The sequence below is a fragment of the Vibrio sp. PNB23_22_6 genome (genome assembly GCF_052877535.1).
In genome coordinates, this window is the sequence record NZ_JBNFXP010000016.1 from 35,735 (window position 1) to 52,247 (window position 16,513).

Consider the following 16,513-nt stretch of genomic DNA (forward strand, 5'->3'; position numbering starts at 1 on the left):
CAGGTTATATTACCTCTTATCCAACAGCTAACTTGGCCGCTTGTTGCCACATAAAATGCGGCATTGCCTCTTTTAATTGCCAAGTAATACTCATCGGCTGTGAACCTGTATGCGATACATAGTCTACTTCACCGTAATTAACAAAGCCCATCGTACGACCGTATTCATCTTTGGTTTTTTCACGCACAAATAAAAAAAGACGCTTACCAATTTTTTGATGTTGTATGTATTCCAAACCACGACCCTTGTCGGGCCTGGCGCTATTTTGTGACTGCCAGTGAAAGAGATGTTCGTTGATTGCATAATCGTGATACATAGTGGTTGGGGAAAATTGCTTTTCATTTTTGTCTAAAGTGACAAACATCAGTTCAATATTCTGATCTTTTAGCACAAACACACCTTCGCGTGCAGGAGGCTGACGCTCAAAAGTTGTCGCACCAAATGCCACCAATATTTGTTCACGCGCATAACGTGCATGTAGCTTTAATGAGACCTTAGGCAAAGCCTGCATTCTTGGTTGTTCATGCTTGGTTTGTGCGAGTTGCCAACTAACAACGTCCAATAGTTCTGCTTTTAAGTTGCAAGTATTCAGTTTCGCTAAGCTTTGTTCAATGGAATCGAATCCACATTCAGGCCCCGTTTTTTGCCAAAAATCGTAATGACACATCAAAGCATGACGATGACTCGGATCCTCTATGGCAAAGTTGTCATGGCAAAGCTGTTTTAAGAAACTTAAATAGGCATGATCATCACAGGTCAATATTCGATTATGAATGGCCTTTTTAAGCATGTTCAGCAGTTTTGCATCTGGATTATTTTCGTTGATTTCATCTCGGGCTTGCTGAATAAGCTGCGACCAACTCCCCCGCTTATAGAGTTCATTTAAGTCGATATACGGATTTATGGTTAAGAAGTTCGACAGCGTTAACGGCAGTGTAGAATGTTGAGGATACTGGCGGATCATCGCTACTAAGCGTTTCAACGTTAATGAAGCTTGACGAATATTACTCAGTACCATTTCTTGCGTGCGCTTACTCAACTCAATGCGACAACCAAGTGGCGCGTGAGGAAATCCTTGTTTAATCTCGTCACTAATCGCTCGGTGGCTTTTTCCCACTATGGCTCTAAATTTATTAGCAAAGTCATATTCAGGTCGTGAGTTACCAACAAAATCTAATACAGTGCAGCATTCCTTTCCGTCAGCTAAACGCAAACCTCGGCCAAGCTGTTGTAAGAAAATCGTGAGGCTTTCTGTCGGGCGCAAAAACAATAACGTATCCACTTCAGGAATATCGACACCTTCGTTGAAGATATCGACCACACAAAGCACGTTTATATGGCCAGATCGAATCGCCTGCTGCTTTTGTTGCCTCTCATGCGAGTTATTGCTGGTCAACACATCTGCTTTAATGCCTTTTAATAGAAGCTGTTGTGTCATGTACAGTGCATGTTCTTTGCTCACACAAAAAGCCAATGCTTTCATTTTTCCCATATCGGTGATGATCTCCTGCATACTCAGCAAGATCTTGTCAAAACGGACTTGGTTGTAGGTATAAAGATTGGTCAACTGAGCGATATCGTAACGCCCACGACTCCATGCAATGTTGCGAAGGTCGGTATCATCATCAATACCAAAATACTGAAATGGACAAAGGTGACGCCGATTAATCGCTTCCGGCAAACGGATCTCAGCGGCGATCACACCACCGAAATCCGCTAGTATATCCCCTCCGTCATGACGTTCAGGTGTTGCCGTAAGGCCGAGTAATATCGTAGGAGAAAAATGTTCCAACAATGTGCGATAGCTAGTTGCTGCTATATGGTGCACCTCATCAATCACGATGTAGTCATAATAGTCAGCGGTTAGGTTAAGCTGATCCAACTGATTGTTCAGGGTTTGGATAGAAACAAACAATTGTCGATAGTGCTCTGGCGTGTGCCCACCAACCCAAAGTTCACCAAAAGTGCCACTACGCAAAACGCCACGATACGCAGCCCTAGCTTGCTTTAAAATCTCTTCGCGGTGCGCGACAAATAGAAACTTAGCTTGCGATTTCTCTTTAACAAAGCGCGCAAAATCAAAGGCTGAGATCAGGGTTTTGCCAGTACCGGTTGCCGCAACAACTAAATTACGAAATCGCTGGTGTACACTGCGCTCAACAGTTAGCTGCTCCAATATGTCACTCTGGTGCGGAAATGGCGAAATATCAAAAAAATGGGTTGAGCTGGTTTCGTAATCGCCCCGTTGCTGACTCAAGGCTTTTTTGAGTTTCTCGCTGCTCCCTGCATCCCCACTAAAGTGTTCGAATTCGTTGGATGCCCAATAGGTTTCAAAAGTACTTAATGACTTATTGATGATATGTGGGATTTCTTGCGAGGTAATTTTTAAATTCCACTCTAAACCATTGGTTAATGCTGAATGGGAAAGATTGGACGATCCGATATAACCGGTGTGATAGCCAGTATTACGCAAGAACAAATAGCTCTTGGCGTGTAAACGCTCTCGCTCAGTGTTATAACTCAGCTTCACTTCGGTATTGGGTAAACTCGCTAAATACTCAACCGCTTTAGCATCAGTTGCTCCCATATAAGACGTGGTAATAACTTTTAACTCGCGGCCGCTAGACGTGAATGCTTCTAACTCTTTACGAAAAATTCGTATCCCTGCCCACTTAATAAATGACACTAGCCAGTAGATTTTATCCGCAGACAAAATCTCTCTTTTCAATTCAGATTCAAGTGACAATCCTGCATTGCTGCCACAAAACAACTCACTTTGGCTTAGCCCGGTTAAAGGAAAAATGTCGTTAATATATTTTTTTAAATCAGCTGAGACAGGATTTTCTAATTCGTATAGCGCGGTCAGAATTGTGCCTTGACTAGCAAGTAAGTTGTCTTCGATAAAATCCGAATCTTGAATGTGTACTTTTAGCCAGAGTAACAATTGGTTGGATAAAGCAATTTGCTGTTGTAGGCGATCATCGCTGGCGGGTACTGACTCTATGGCGTATTCAAAAATATGTGATAGGAATCGAGATAACCACGTTGATGCTTCGCTGCTATTAAGTTCACGTTCACCTACGTAGAATCGTTCACGGTCAATTCGACTCTCGATAAGTTGAGTTATAAGTTGCTCATAAATTCCGACTTGTTGCATACTGTCTCTTTTACTCCAATGGCTGAATTAACAGTAACATTGATTGATATTGCCATGTCTCAGCTAGTCCAGATAGGGAAGGCTATGAGCCCCCGAAGATAACAGCCCAACAAACAAGCCTTGTATGATTTAAGTAGTTCCTACCAGAACTCAAAAAAACATTTGATGTTAGCACGGTGGAGACCGCAATTAAAAGCGTTGTAAATCTGATATTCGTTCAGTCTATACCGGCTATATTTGTCAGAATTCGGGCTCTTATAATAAGCTCAAGGTTATCCTTCGATTGTTCCGTTTCAGGGGACTGTTAGGCCCTTCGTCCTTACACAAAAAAGCCTCTTGATCAAAGGATCAAGAGGCCGAAACATTCATGTCAATGTGACAAAAAACTAATTTGCTTTTGGTTGCATTAGTAAGTTACGCGCATACTGAATCGAGACATACACCACTACGACGGTAGCGACGATTAACTCAACCGTGGCTAAACCACGTACCTGATTGACATAGTGTGTCGCAAGACCTTGCGCTTCCATCCAATGCGCGACTTTAAATAGTGCTGTTGCGCCAATCACCATTGGGAAAGTAAACGCAGCATAACCTGGACTAAATGGCAGTCTTAGTAATTTAAAGAATGCTAAATAGATGATGGATGTCATTAATACTGCAATACCAAAAAGCAAAGCAATAATAACCGGCGATGGATCGCTCGTTACGTTGAGATACCCAGCCAACGAAAGGCTTGCTGGCGCGGCTAAAATCGCCATGGTTGGTTTTGCTGCATCTGGGATTTCATGGGTAAACATGAAACGGTAAATCATAATAGGGAGCATGACCGCGTAAGCCACCATACCGAACATCAAGGCACCATACGCAATTGGCGCCAACGTTGGGTTACCAGAAAACGAGACATCTGCCACGATAATACCGACAGGTGGCACAAACCAACTTGGCACCATATGGTGAAGTTCAAAGTCTTTCGCTCGGTGATAAATAAATGTCACTAAGAACACAACGTGCAATCCAACCGCGAATAACCATAAGGCATTCCCTGCGATAGGAAAAAAGTGCCCAAGTGAATTCGATACCACCATAGTAGCCATCGCGAAGGTTGGCACGACGCTGCCCACCACTGGGTGTGCAAGATCTTGTCTTAGCAAATGATTATGGAAAAAAAACTTAACCGCTAAGATAATTAAAAGCACACTCGCAATGCCTGCGCTAATCCACTGTCCATAGCCATATAATTCAGCGAAGTTTTCCCAACTCCAGCCTAAGCTTGCAATGCCAAGCGCTAATCCCGCCATTGGGGTTGGTGCGCCCATTACTTTTGCTTTTGTTCTTTTAATCATGACAACCTCAAATCAGGCTAGCTTTCTCTGAAACGCATCTTACACTTGCACTTCGTTCCAATATATCTAATTATTTAGAACAGATGTTCAATTTTACTAAACGCGCGAATATGGCTAATCATATTTCTCTTAAACAGTTAAAAGTTTTCACCAGCATCACGCAACACAAAACGTTAACCGCCGCGTCCGAAAGCTTATTTCTTTCGAAAGCAGCAGTAAGTATGGCGTTATCTGAACTAGAAAAACAGATTGGTCATCATCTCTTTGATCGCGTAAACAACCGCTTAATTCTCAACCAAGAAGGGCTCAAGCTTCTACCACTGGCGGATGAGTTGCTCAACCGCGCCAATGATATCGAAAGTATCTTTGACGGTGACCCAACGTTATCTGGACAACTACGCATCGGGGCCAGTGACACCCTCGGCAATCAAGTCGCCCCTTATCTGCTGAGTGATTTCCGTCGCCACACAGGGCATGTATCACAAAGTCTATTCATTTCAAATTCTGCGCAAATCTGTGACATGTTAATTGACTACGAACTCGACATCGCGCTAATTGAAGGTAAAACACGGCATCCAGATCTCCAATCAACGTCATTCAGCCAAGATGAAATGTGCGTGATATGTGCACCCGATTCTTCTTTTGGTCACGAAGGATTAACACGTCTGAGTGAGCTAGAAAATAGCGAGTGGATTTTGCGTGAAGAGGGGTCTGGTTCTCGTGAATTTTTCACACGCGTGATTGCACCACGCATAGAGCACTGGCATGAGGCTTTCCAGCTTAATACAACCGAAGCGCTGATCAACTCAGTTTCTGCAGGGCTAGGGTTAGGCTGTTTATCACGCTTATCGGCTGAGCCAGCTATTCGAGACGGTCGAGTGAAACAGGTGGAAATCCCATTGGATATGCAGCGCCGTTTCTGGCTTTTGATCCACAAAGAGAAGTATCAAAACCCACTTCTACGCTCGTTTATTGAGTTTTGCCAAGATTGGGAGCGCCGAGAGAATCCGCACCTTAAAGGTGAATAGTTCAAATGCTGGTCACTTAGTTGTACACGGCTCTCATTCTTAGGCCTGCCGCTAGACTTAATTGGTTAAAAACTGTATAAAAAGCCAGTATAAACTCATTAAATTAGAGGACCAACCATGGCTGTAATCGTCAAGTACGTGGTAGAACGCAATGGAGAAGAGAAAATGACTTTTACCTCTAAAGCGGACGCTGATGCATATGACAAAATGCTGGATATGGCAGACGAACTGTTCGGACTGCTCGGTAAAAGTGACCTTCTAGAAGACGAAGGTAAGCAAGAAGATCTTGCGATGTTCCTTGCGCAAAACAAAGAAGAAGTGCTTTATGCACTAGGGGCAAAACGTAGACCTGCCCCTAAAAAAGCGAAGAAGCTTGCTGCTGTTGAAGAAGAGAAGCAAGAAGACGCAGCATAAATACTTTCCTCTTGTTTAAAAAAACGCCGCATAATGTGGCGTTTTTTGTATGGACAAGCTGAGTCGATAGGCTTTTGCGACACATTTCTCATCAGACAAATATATCTTCAAAAAGACAAAACGTATTCATCTACAGACTTTCTCCATTTCCCCTCTTTAAACTCTCCAGGACTCTCTTTATGATGAGTGACAACTTAATTATTTCTTGTCAGTGAACAGACGAGATACAAGACTCAACACATGGAGATCAACTATGGCTTTCTTTTCTTTAGCCTTTGGTACGGCAACTAAAAACCGCGACGGCAAAATTATCGAAGCGTTTTTCCCAAACCCAGTTCTTAACCCAAGCGAAGAGCTAGTGAACGCACTAGCGACAGTTGCAGGTTACGAGCAAGGCAACCAAGCTATCGAGATCTCTGCAGCACAAAGCGCAGAACTGGCAGTAGCATTTGAAGCAAACGGCGATACTGCAAACGCATCTTTCGCAGCAAAAGCAGCAGAATCAGCACAACCACTTGTACTGGTTATCCTTGCAACTGACGAGCAGCCACAAAGCGTTGCTGAAGGCTTCCTAAAACTGCAACTTATCTCTAACCGTCTCGTTAAACCACACGGCACGGTACTAGACGGCATCTTCGGTCTACTGCACAACATCGCATGGACAAACGAAGGCCCAATCGACCTACCTGAACTGGCAGAGCGTCAAATTGAAGCTCGCTTAGCGGGTCGTGCACTAAGCGTCGATTGTGTCGACAAGTTCCCTAAAATGGTCGACTACGTGGTACCAACGGGCGTTCGTATCGCTGACACTTCTCGCGTACGTCTTGGCGCACACGTTGGCGAAGGCACAACGGTAATGCACGAAGGTTTCATCAACTTCAACGCAGGTACCACTGGCGTGAGCATGGTTGAAGGCCGTATCTCTGCTGGTGTAGTGGTTGGTAACGGTTCTGACATCGGTGGCGGCGCATCTATCATGGGTACGCTATCTGGCGGCGGTAAAGTGGTGGTTTCTATCGGTGAAAACTCACTACTAGGCGCAAACGCAGGTCTTGGCTTCCCAATGGGCGATCGTTGTACCATCGAATCAGGACTGTACGTAACCGCTGGCTCTAAAGTACGCATGCTAGACTCTGAAGGTAAAGAAGTCGAAATCGCGAAGGCGCGTGATCTTGCTGGTGTTTCTGACCTACTGTTCCGTCGTAACTCTGTGACTGGCCAAATCGAGTGTCTTGCAAACAAGAGCGCGGTTGAACTGAATGCAGAGCTACACAAAAACAACTAAGCGCTAATTAATCTCTCTTTAAAATCCCCTCGGCTCAATGAGTCGAGGGGATTTTTGTTTTTCCAATATCACTCAACCACGCAATGAGCCAGAAAGTCGACAAGTACGCACGACTATCGCTGGGATCAGTTAAAGTGAGCAATCACACTCGCAAGTTGTTTGGCTGTTTTCAATAGATTCTCTCGTCCCTGTGCGATCGCATCTTTCAACTCACACGGTGAAGACACCACCGAAAAACAAGCGATAATGCCGGCACTCTTTAGAACTTCAACGCCATCGCCAACGCTGCCTGCCAATGCAATCGTTTTGATATCGTACTTTTGCGCTACTCGAGAAACGCCAACTGGGGTTTTACCATGAATGGTTTGACTATCAATACGCCCCTCCCCTGTAATAACAAGATCGGCACCCACTAGCGTTTTCTCAAACTCCACGGTATTCAAGACAATATCAATCCCAGGCATCAGCGTCGCATCAAGAAACGCCAGCAAAGCCGCCCCCATTCCCCCTGCCGCACCTGCGCCTTTTTCAAACTCAATATCGCAATCCGTCGCGGCTTTGACACAATTCGCATAGTGGTGCAGGTTTGCATCTAGCCTCTTGACCATTTCTGGCGTCGCCCCTTTTTGCGGACCAAATACGACCGAGGCGCCACGCTCCCCAGTCAAGGGATTATCAACATCACAAGCGGTTAATACTTCAACGTGTTGCAATCGAGGATCGAGATTTGAAATATCGATGCGTGCAATATCACCAAGTTCCCCGCCACCGAAACCAATCTCACTACCATCCTCTCGGGTAAACCTTACACCAAGCGCCTGAAGCATGCCGGCACCACCATCGTTTGTCGCACTTCCACCGATGGCAACGATGATTTTGCTGATGTTTTCTTCGAGCGCGCGCTTGATCAGCTCGCCCGTTCCATAGCTTGTTGCTTTCAATGGGTCTCGCTCTTGAGGAGAAACAAGCTCGATCCCTGACGCTGACGCCATTTCTACCACTGCGGTTTGCTGATCGCCCAAGAGACCAAACTGCGCATTAACTTGCTCACCAAGCGGACCTGTCACCGTAACGGGGATCACTCGACCATGGGTTGCATCAACCAATGCCTCCATCGTCCCCTCACCGCCATCGGCTACCGGCACACAAACGCACTCCGCATCTGGTATTTCGGCCATGATCCCTTCAGCAATCACGTTGGCGACTTCTTTCGCAGACAAACACTCTTTAAAAGAGTCTGGGGCGATTATCACTTTCATAGTTTCACCTTCAAAAGGGTCAGACACCTCTGACCCATTATCATCCTATATCAACAAAGCTGACGGTACCGCCACTAACCACGGATCGAGTGATTCGCCATACGCTCCCACAGCATGCATTATTGTTTTTCATTTTGGAACAACATGAAACCATTCATCGTGCATCACTTCTGGGAGTAAACGATCTATAGTCCTGTATTTCTTCTGTTTCCAAGCGACTGACTGCGCCCCTCCAGCTCTTGTTTGTGAAGAAATTTTCATTTTTATCCCATGATTCAATATGAAACATGCAGTGAAAGAGTTCGCGATATAAACTAAGGAGAAACAACAAAAACAACTAGGTACAACTATGACTGAGCAAAAATACATCATTGCTCTCGATCAAGGCACCACCAGTTCTCGCGCTGTCATTCTTGATCATGATGCAAACATCGTGAATATCTCCCAACGCGAGTTCGCACAAATTTATCCGCAAGCTGGTTGGGTAGAGCATGACCCAATGGAGATATTTGCGACTCAAAGCGCCACGTTGATTGAGGCGTTAGGGAAAACGGGTATCCGTAGTGATCAAGTCGCCGCAATCGGCATCACGAACCAACGTGAAACCACTATTGTCTGGAACAAAGAAACCGGCATACCTGTTTACAACGCCATTGTATGGCAATGCCGTCGAACCGCATCTATCTGTGAAGAGCTCAAAGCAAAAGGTTTAGAGGGCTATATCCAAGACAATACGGGTTTAGTGCTTGACCCTTACTTCTCAGGAACCAAAGTAAAATGGATTCTAGACAATGTACCAGGAGCCAAAGAAGAAGCAGAAGCAGGTAACCTCTTGTTCGGCACTGTAGATACTTGGTTGGTATGGAAAATGACCCAAGGCCAGGCCCACGTCACGGATTACACTAATGCGTCTCGCACGATGCTGTTCAATATCAATACGCTTGATTGGGACGAAAAGCTACTGCATGAACTCGACATTCCTCGCTCAATGATGCCAGAGGTGAAACGCTCCTCTGAAATTTACGCCGACACGAAAATTGGCGGCCAAAACGGCATTCACATACCAATAGCGGGCATTGCGGGTGATCAACAAGCGGCTCTATTTGGTCAAATGTGTGTCGAAGCAGGCCAAGCAAAAAACACATACGGTACAGGTTGTTTCTTACTCATGAACACCGGGCAGGAGAAAGTTACCTCTCATAATGGGTTGTTAACCACACTTGCTTGTGGCCCTCAAGGAGAACCGACATACGCACTTGAGGGTGCAGTGTTTATGGGCGGGGCCTCGATACAATGGCTACGCGATGAATTAAAACTGATCCACAGCGCAAAAGAGTCTGAGCACGTCGCGACACAGGTTGAATCGTCACACGGTGTGTACGTCGTGCCTGCATTTACCGGTCTTGGGGCTCCCTATTGGGATGCGTATGCACGTGGCACCATTGTGGGCCTGACTCGTGGCGTTAACTCAAATCATATTGTGCGTGCCACCTTAGAAAGCATCGCCTACCAAACTCGCGATGTACTGGATGCCATGCAAGCCGACTCCGGTATTAAGCTAGCGAGCTTACGAGTCGATGGTGGCGCGGTGGCAAACAACTTCTTGATGCAATTTCAGGCAGATGTATTGGACACTGATGTACTGCGTCCAAAAGTCACGGAAGTTACCGCACTAGGCGCGGCTTATCTTGCCGGCCTCGCTGTTGGTTATTGGGGAAGCATTGACGAAGTCAAAAACAAAGCGGAACTCGATCGTCAATTTGAGCCGAATCAGGACGATGCAAAACGTCAGCGTCGCTACAAAGGTTGGAAACGTGCGGTGAAATGCGTTCAAGTGTGGGCAGAAATGCACGACGACGAAGACTTATAAAAAACATAAATAGCAAAGACCACTTCTCCCGTAACAAGGCCGTGGTCTTAAAAATCCGTCGATTTCGTGACCACCTATCATTTAAAGTTAGTATAAGCTTGATAAGGTTAAGCACAATAAACCACGGAAAGGTAGCGGCATATGATGGCATTACATTCTAAAGACAGTGTGTTTGACCTCATTGTAGTTGGAGGGGGCATCAACGGTGCAGGGATTGCTTCTGACGCGGCAGGGCGCGGTTTAAGCGTCGGTTTGTATGAGGCCAACGACTTTGCCTCTGCCACCTCTTCTGCCAGCTCTAAACTCATTCACGGCGGATTACGTTACCTTGAACACTACGAATTTCGCTTGGTATCGGAAGCGCTTGCTGAGCGTGAAGTGATCTTACATAAAGCCCCACACCTTACACTACCAATGCGATTCCGTTTACCTCATCGGCCCTTCTTACGTCCGGCTTGGATGATCCGCTGTGGCTTATTTCTTTACGACCACTTAGGAAAACGTACCACATTGCCTGGCTGCAAGACCATTAATTTGGCTAAATCAGGTTTACTAAAACCCGAAATAAGAACAGGGTTTGAATACTCAGATTGCTGGGTCGATGATGCCCGTTTAGTGCTTGTCAATGTGCTAGCAGCCAAACAGAACAATGCAGAGGTGCGTAACTACTGCCGAGTGGAAAAAGCACACCGAAAAGGGGATCTTTGGCATGTCACGATTCATGATATCGTCACAGGACAACGCTTCGAGCGCAAATCGAAAGCGCTAGTCAATGCAGCTGGACCATGGGTGAAACAGTTTTTTGATGAAGGGTTAGCTCAAACCTCTCCTCGTAACATCCGTTTGATCAAAGGGTCACACATTGTGGTTCCTCGGATTCACGATGAACCACATGCCTACATTCTGCAAAACCAAGACTATCGCATCGTATTTATGATCCCTTATCTCGATAAGTTCTCGATCATTGGTACCACCGATGTTGAATACACAGGTGAACCGCGTGACGTCTCAATCTCTAATGATGAAATCGACTACCTCATCGACATCGTCAACCAACACTTTGTCCACCAACTCAACCGTGAAGACATCGTATGGACATACAGCGGTGTGCGCCCTCTCTGTGATGATGAATCAGACTCGCCCCAAGCAATCACTCGTGATTACACCTTAGAACTTGATGCAAAACCTAACCATGCTCCACTGTTATCGGTATTCGGTGGCAAACTGACCACTTACCGTAAACTGGGCGAGGCTGCCATGAAAAAGCTCGCACCGTTTCTGCCACAGATGGGCGAAGGCTCGACAGCAAACCAAGCGCTTCCAGGTGGTGACTTCAACGGCAGTCGTGAACAATTAGCCCAAGACATTCATGCTAAACACGCGTGGCTTCCTATCGAGCTGCTCCTGCGATATGTCACCCAATTTGGTACGCATACTTGGGATTTATTGGAAGGCACTTCTAATGAAGCTGAACTTGGCCGTGTTTTCTCCACTCAGGCTGGTGGCGTATACCAACGAGAAATCGACTATTTAATTGGCGTAGAAATGGCAATCACTGAAGAAGACATTCTGTGGCGCCGTACCAAACTCGGCCTTTACCTGAATAAAGATGAAAAAAAAGCGTTGGCACAATACCTCCAGAAGAAGTTGCAACAGCGGGTCATTCGCCTTTCACAGGTCAGTTAAATGGGCGTTATTGAGCGGCAAGCCCCCATCTACCACCATCATCTATCGTCATAATAAAAAGTTTTTATTTCAGACCGTTAGCACTCTTACTTATTATTTTTCTTACTTGGGCCTTGCCCGTCATTCACAACCCAAATCGGTATCCGATGAAGAAATCTCTTTTACTCAGCCTGCTATTGCTTGGCGGATGTTCCCTCGCGCCTGAAGAGCCTGCAGCACCGTGTGCGTGTGATGGTTATATCCCGCCCTATGTTAAACCACCGACCTCATCCGATGCCGATAATATCAAACAGCTATTGGCTTATATTACTGATAAAGCCAAAGATCGCTGGGGAGAAGATGAATTCGTTGAAGCAGGCAAACACCGCTACGTAAAATACCTTGATGGCTACACCACTCGCGCACATATCGATTTTGAAGCCGGCAAGATTTATGTTTCGACAATTTCTCAATACCAACCAACAGAGAAGCTGCAAAAAGCCATCGTACAAACCCTACTCATGCCTGCCGACCCCGCGCATGCTGAATTGTTCAGTGATAAAGAGGCGGTACTGCGAGGAAAGCCGTTCTTATTAGGCCAAGTGTTGGATCATGATGGTAAGCCAATTGAGTGGGAGTGGCGTGCTAACCGTTATGCCAATTACCTTATCGACAAAAAGCTGCAAACAAAAACCATCAAACGTGGCAACGCCTACTATGTCGAAATCACTATGGTGAAAGATCACTTAGAGCAACGTGAATACCTGTACGCCGGACTCGTTCGCGACGCCGCCAAGCGATATGGCTTATCAGAAGATCTCATCTTTGCGGTGATTAAGACGGAAAGTAGCTTTAACCCTTATGCGGTATCCCACGCAGGGGCATACGGTTTGATGCAAGTGATCCCTAAAACCGCAGGGGCTGATGTGTTTAACTTGGTGAAGAACAAGCCTGGCATTCCAACCAAAGAGTACCTATTTGATCCAGCTAACAACATCGATACTGGTGCCGCGTATTTTTATATTTTGAAAAACCGCTACTTGCGCGATGTGAAGCACCCAACCTCTAAGCATTTCAGTATGATTTCGGCTTATAACGGTGGTACTGGTGGTGTCCTTTCAACCTTTGACAATGACCGAAAGCGCGCGATGAATGAACTAAACGGTCTCAATCCAACTCAAGTTTATGATGCGCTAACAACACAGCATCCGAAAGGAGAAGCAAGACGCTATCTACAAAAAGTGCTCTACTTCCAAAAAGACTTTAGCGAAGGCAATATCTAAGAGTGTATGCCCTACATGTCATCATGTTGGGGCATATTAACACTTCTAATTCAAACCCTTCCCTCAAACTAATCCTTCTCTTAGTGCAATACTGGTTTAAGCTAATAACATCCGCTGCTCATTTTACTCACCACAATCAAAACCGTGTTAATCGAGTTAACAATGAGCAGCATGATATAAGTGAATGACGAATGAGAAGGTCGCGCACAGCAATGAGTTTTTTAATTGAACACTGGCAATTTACCTCAAGCCAACCAAAACGAATAGACGCCTACCCCGAGCAACTTCAAGCCCATCATTGGTACCATTGCGAGCGTAACGATCCAGATACCAAGGCTTGGTTACGTAAAAACCATGTCCCTAAAGCGACACTCGAGCAGTTCATTACCAACGAAAATAGGCCTTCTTTTCATCCACTTGGCGACGATAACTTTCTCTTACTCCTACGTGGAATAAATCGCAATCATAGTGTGGTCGCGAAAGAGGTGAACAGTATTCGAATCCTGTTTTATCACGGTGCGCTTATCACCACTCAAACTGGCTCAAACGATGCTGTGCAGAGGCTTCTCCACTCCCTGAATAAGCATAGAGAGCCGGAGAACCTAGCAGGACTCGTCAATCAAATCATTGATAATTTAAACCAAAAAACGGATGATTATAATGACGCAATAGAGGCAAGTTTGGAGCAACAAGACAATCTGCCGCACTCCGATAATAAGTTAAGAATGACGAAAAATAGTCTACTGTCTGTCAGGCATTTTCTTAAGCCTCAGCTGCACGCTATTCACGACATGGTAACCGCGAAACCATCACTCATCAAACTCCGCTCTCATCAATATCGTTACTCTTTAAATACGCTTATTCGTCTTAATGAGGAAATTGACTATTTTTTAGAAGAAATCAGCTTACACCAAGAGGAAAACAAAAATCTGAGGGAACAGAAACTTAATCAAAATAGCTACTTGTTTACTATTCTAGCGGCGATATTTTTACCGACTACATTTTTAACCGGGCTATTTGGCGTCAATCTTGGCGGGATGCCTGGGCTAAAATCCGGTCTATCATTCGCCTTATTCAGCATCATTTTGATCATTATTTTCATCATTGAATGGCTGGTAATCAAACACTTTGGTTTCATCAATAAAAACAAAGATCGCGATAACTGAGTATCGCGATGATATGCATGGCATCACAGCATCAATCGCGCGCTGCTAACCTGGATGCCCGTCTGCTCGTGGGTTGATGAGCATCGCGCCAAATCGCCACACAAACATTCCGAAGGCAAAAATCCACAATGCACCACTGATATCAATCCAAATTAACAAGTTTGCCGGGTCAAAGATGACCCCCAAGCTACGTACTAAGGCTGCCAAAATAATGGCAGAAAATGCGACGCTCATATTCGGTCCTTGGTAAATCATGCGCCCAGTATGCCCCATGGTAACGCGTGCAATCATTGCCAAAATCAAACCGCCTAACCCTCCAATCGCAAACAGGTGAATGAGATTATGGCTGGCAAAGGCGTTATCCCAAGCACCACGCAGAATCAAGCTTAATGGCAAACAGAAGTATGCCGCATGTAAAGACCAAACCAGTGGCTCGCTCAACGTCAGCCATGGCTTCCAACGCAGGAATCGAAACAACTGAGCCACACCAGCAAATAGCATGAGAGGCTTGCCTATCTCAGCAAAGGTCACAGGGAAGAAACTCAAAACAAACAACATCACCAAAGGTAAAATCGCTAACCAATCTAGCCATACTAACGGCTGCGCTTTTTCAAAGTTAAAACGGCGAGCAGTGAAGAATGGAATAACTCGCCCCCCCATCACAGACAGTAATAAAGTGAACCACCATAACATGGCTTGCCATACCGCTGACGAACTAAACGGAGGCAGCCCTTTGATGGTGGCGTAACTTGCGAAGTTGGCAAAGATAGCCAGAAGGAATAGAGGAACGAAAAACAGATTTTTCCATCCTTTAGCACGATAAACACGTATACCGACTTCGTATGCCACAAACAACAGGAACAACGCTTCAATGCTGCTTATCAGCCACAATGGCGCTGGCGTCCACAACAAAATACGAGGTGCAAGCCACAAACCAAACAACGCCAACAAGGTGTCATGCTTGGTGCCGTTAATGCCCGTCCAGTTTTGTACCGCCGTCAACACAAAACCCGCCACGATCGCCATCGCAAAGCCAAACAGCATTTCATGCACATGCCACCACAACGCAGGTACATCAAGCGCACTTGGCTGTCCGGTTTGGAACATCCATACCCATACCGCAATCGCGATGATGGCGTAAATAGAGCCAAACAAGAAAAACGGTCTAAACCCTAAACGCAGCCATGCGGGGATTTTTTCTTCCACTTTTTTATCGGTGATATTCAGCATTGCGATGCCCTTAAGTACCCAATAGATACCGTTCCAAAATTCAACTAAAGCGATCTTACCATAAACATGTAAAAAAAATACATGTTATAAACTCAGACTATCCTTTAGAGGTAAAGCCGTGGTTTGCGCGTTGATTGGCTATCTATGTTTAGGTATAACTGAATAAATCAGTAAAGGGAGTAAAAAGATGTATATTTTCGGCTATGGCAGCTTAATTAACTCCGCCTCACGTCAGTTAACGGGGCAGACTGGCAATGCCATCCCTGTGGTCGCCCACGGACTAGTCCGTTATTGGGGAAAAGTCGATGACAATTATGTTTTGTCTCCCTTGGTGGTCAATGAAGGCCAAGGCCAAGTGAATGGTGTTTTACTAAAAGTGGACAAGCAAGCACTCGCAGAATTTGATCGGCGCGAACGGGGTTATTACCGCATTCAAATTCGCCCAGAACAGATTGAAGCCGAAGCTGAGTTTACCTCAAATAAGGCAATCTGGGTCTATGTGAAAGACGACCCGCAGCCACCTTGCTCGCTTAGCCCGATCATGCAGAGCTATGTAGATACCGTCTTAGCAGGTTGCTTAGAGATTTCTCATGCCTTTGCTGAACACTTTGTACGTCACACGGTAGGTTGGCATCACACTAAAGAGAACGATCGCCATCAGCCGAAATATGGCAATCTCGCTGGGGTGCAAGATCATCATTATGAATTGATAGATAACCTGATTTCAGAACATTCCTAACGTATTCTGCCCCAAGACGAGAACAGCTCTCAAAGTGTTGAGAGCTGTCTTCTTTCATCGTCGCCTTATAT

Annotated in this window: 12 protein-coding genes; 8 read left to right on the forward strand and 4 right to left on the reverse strand. The window is 45.5% G+C overall.

Annotation, left to right across the window (positions count from 1 at the left end):
- Positions 1-16: 16 nt before the first annotated feature.
- Together ACVA54_RS13235 and ACVA54_RS13240 are read right to left on the reverse strand one after the other, a co-directional pair.
- Entirely contained in the window at positions 17-3,157 is a 3,141-nt protein-coding gene (locus ACVA54_RS13235) for a DUF3427 domain-containing protein (protein ID WP_446619019.1), read from the reverse strand.
- 386 nt (positions 3,158-3,543) lie between these two features.
- Positions 3,544-4,503 (reverse strand): TDT family transporter, encoded by a 960-nt coding sequence (locus ACVA54_RS13240; RefSeq protein ID WP_446579915.1) that lies wholly within the window; start codon positions 4,501-4,503, stop codon positions 3,544-3,546.
- Positions 4,504-4,613: 110 nt separating this feature from the next.
- Between ACVA54_RS13240 and ACVA54_RS13245 the strand changes: the two genes are divergently transcribed.
- The 3 genes from ACVA54_RS13245 (at position 4,614) to dapD (ending at position 7,230) form a co-directional block, all read left to right on the forward strand.
- Positions 4,614-5,531 carry a LysR substrate-binding domain-containing protein gene (locus tag ACVA54_RS13245; RefSeq protein WP_099080271.1) on the forward strand — a complete coding sequence of 306 codons (918 nt, stop codon included), beginning with the start codon at positions 4,614-4,616 and terminating at the stop codon, positions 5,529-5,531.
- 117 nt (positions 5,532-5,648) lie between these two features.
- Positions 5,649-5,945: a YebG family protein gene (locus tag ACVA54_RS13250; protein WP_099080239.1), complete on the forward strand. Its 297-nt coding sequence runs from the start codon at positions 5,649-5,651 to the stop codon at positions 5,943-5,945.
- 253 nt (positions 5,946-6,198) lie between these two features.
- Complete coding sequence (gene dapD, locus ACVA54_RS13255) at positions 6,199-7,230, forward strand: 2,3,4,5-tetrahydropyridine-2,6-dicarboxylate N-succinyltransferase (protein WP_099080238.1); 1,032 nt, start codon at positions 6,199-6,201, stop codon at positions 7,228-7,230.
- Positions 7,231-7,355: 125 nt separating this feature from the next.
- On the opposite strand, the gene ACVA54_RS13260 is transcribed toward dapD, so the two are convergent.
- On the reverse strand, positions 7,356-8,489 hold the full coding sequence (locus tag ACVA54_RS13260) for a glycerate kinase family protein (RefSeq protein ID WP_099080270.1): 1,134 nt from the start codon (positions 8,487-8,489) through the stop codon (positions 7,356-7,358).
- Between the two features lie 349 nt (positions 8,490-8,838).
- Here ACVA54_RS13260 and glpK point away from each other — a divergent pair, with 349 nt between their 5' ends.
- The 4 genes from glpK to ACVA54_RS13280 all read left to right on the forward strand — a co-directional run bounded on the left by glpK (position 8,839) and on the right by ACVA54_RS13280 (position 14,473).
- Positions 8,839-10,359 carry a glycerol kinase GlpK gene (gene glpK / locus ACVA54_RS13265; protein ID WP_099080237.1) on the forward strand — a complete coding sequence of 507 codons (1,521 nt, stop codon included), beginning with the start codon at positions 8,839-8,841 and terminating at the stop codon, positions 10,357-10,359.
- Between the two features lie 141 nt (positions 10,360-10,500).
- Entirely contained in the window at positions 10,501-12,045 is a 1,545-nt protein-coding gene (gene glpD / locus ACVA54_RS13270; protein ID WP_119463482.1) for a glycerol-3-phosphate dehydrogenase, read from the forward strand.
- Between the two features lie 146 nt (positions 12,046-12,191).
- A complete protein-coding gene (mltC, locus tag ACVA54_RS13275) occupies positions 12,192-13,307 on the forward strand; it encodes a membrane-bound lytic murein transglycosylase MltC (protein ID WP_446596133.1) in 1,116 nt (371 codons plus the stop codon).
- 212 nt (positions 13,308-13,519) lie between these two features.
- Positions 13,520-14,473, forward strand: a complete 954-nt coding sequence (locus tag ACVA54_RS13280; RefSeq protein WP_182852558.1) for a CorA family divalent cation transporter — start codon at positions 13,520-13,522, stop codon at positions 14,471-14,473.
- Positions 14,474-14,518: 45 nt separating this feature from the next.
- Here ACVA54_RS13280 and ACVA54_RS13285 read toward each other — a convergent pair whose 3' ends face one another.
- Positions 14,519-15,703: an NnrS family protein gene (locus ACVA54_RS13285; protein WP_446649671.1), complete on the reverse strand. Its 1,185-nt coding sequence runs from the start codon at positions 15,701-15,703 to the stop codon at positions 14,519-14,521.
- Between the two features lie 187 nt (positions 15,704-15,890).
- Here ACVA54_RS13285 and ACVA54_RS13290 point away from each other — a divergent pair, with 187 nt between their 5' ends.
- Positions 15,891-16,442, forward strand: a complete 552-nt coding sequence (locus ACVA54_RS13290; RefSeq protein ID WP_099080232.1) for a gamma-glutamylcyclotransferase family protein — start codon at positions 15,891-15,893, stop codon at positions 16,440-16,442.
- The last annotated feature ends 71 nt before the right edge of the window (positions 16,443-16,513 follow it).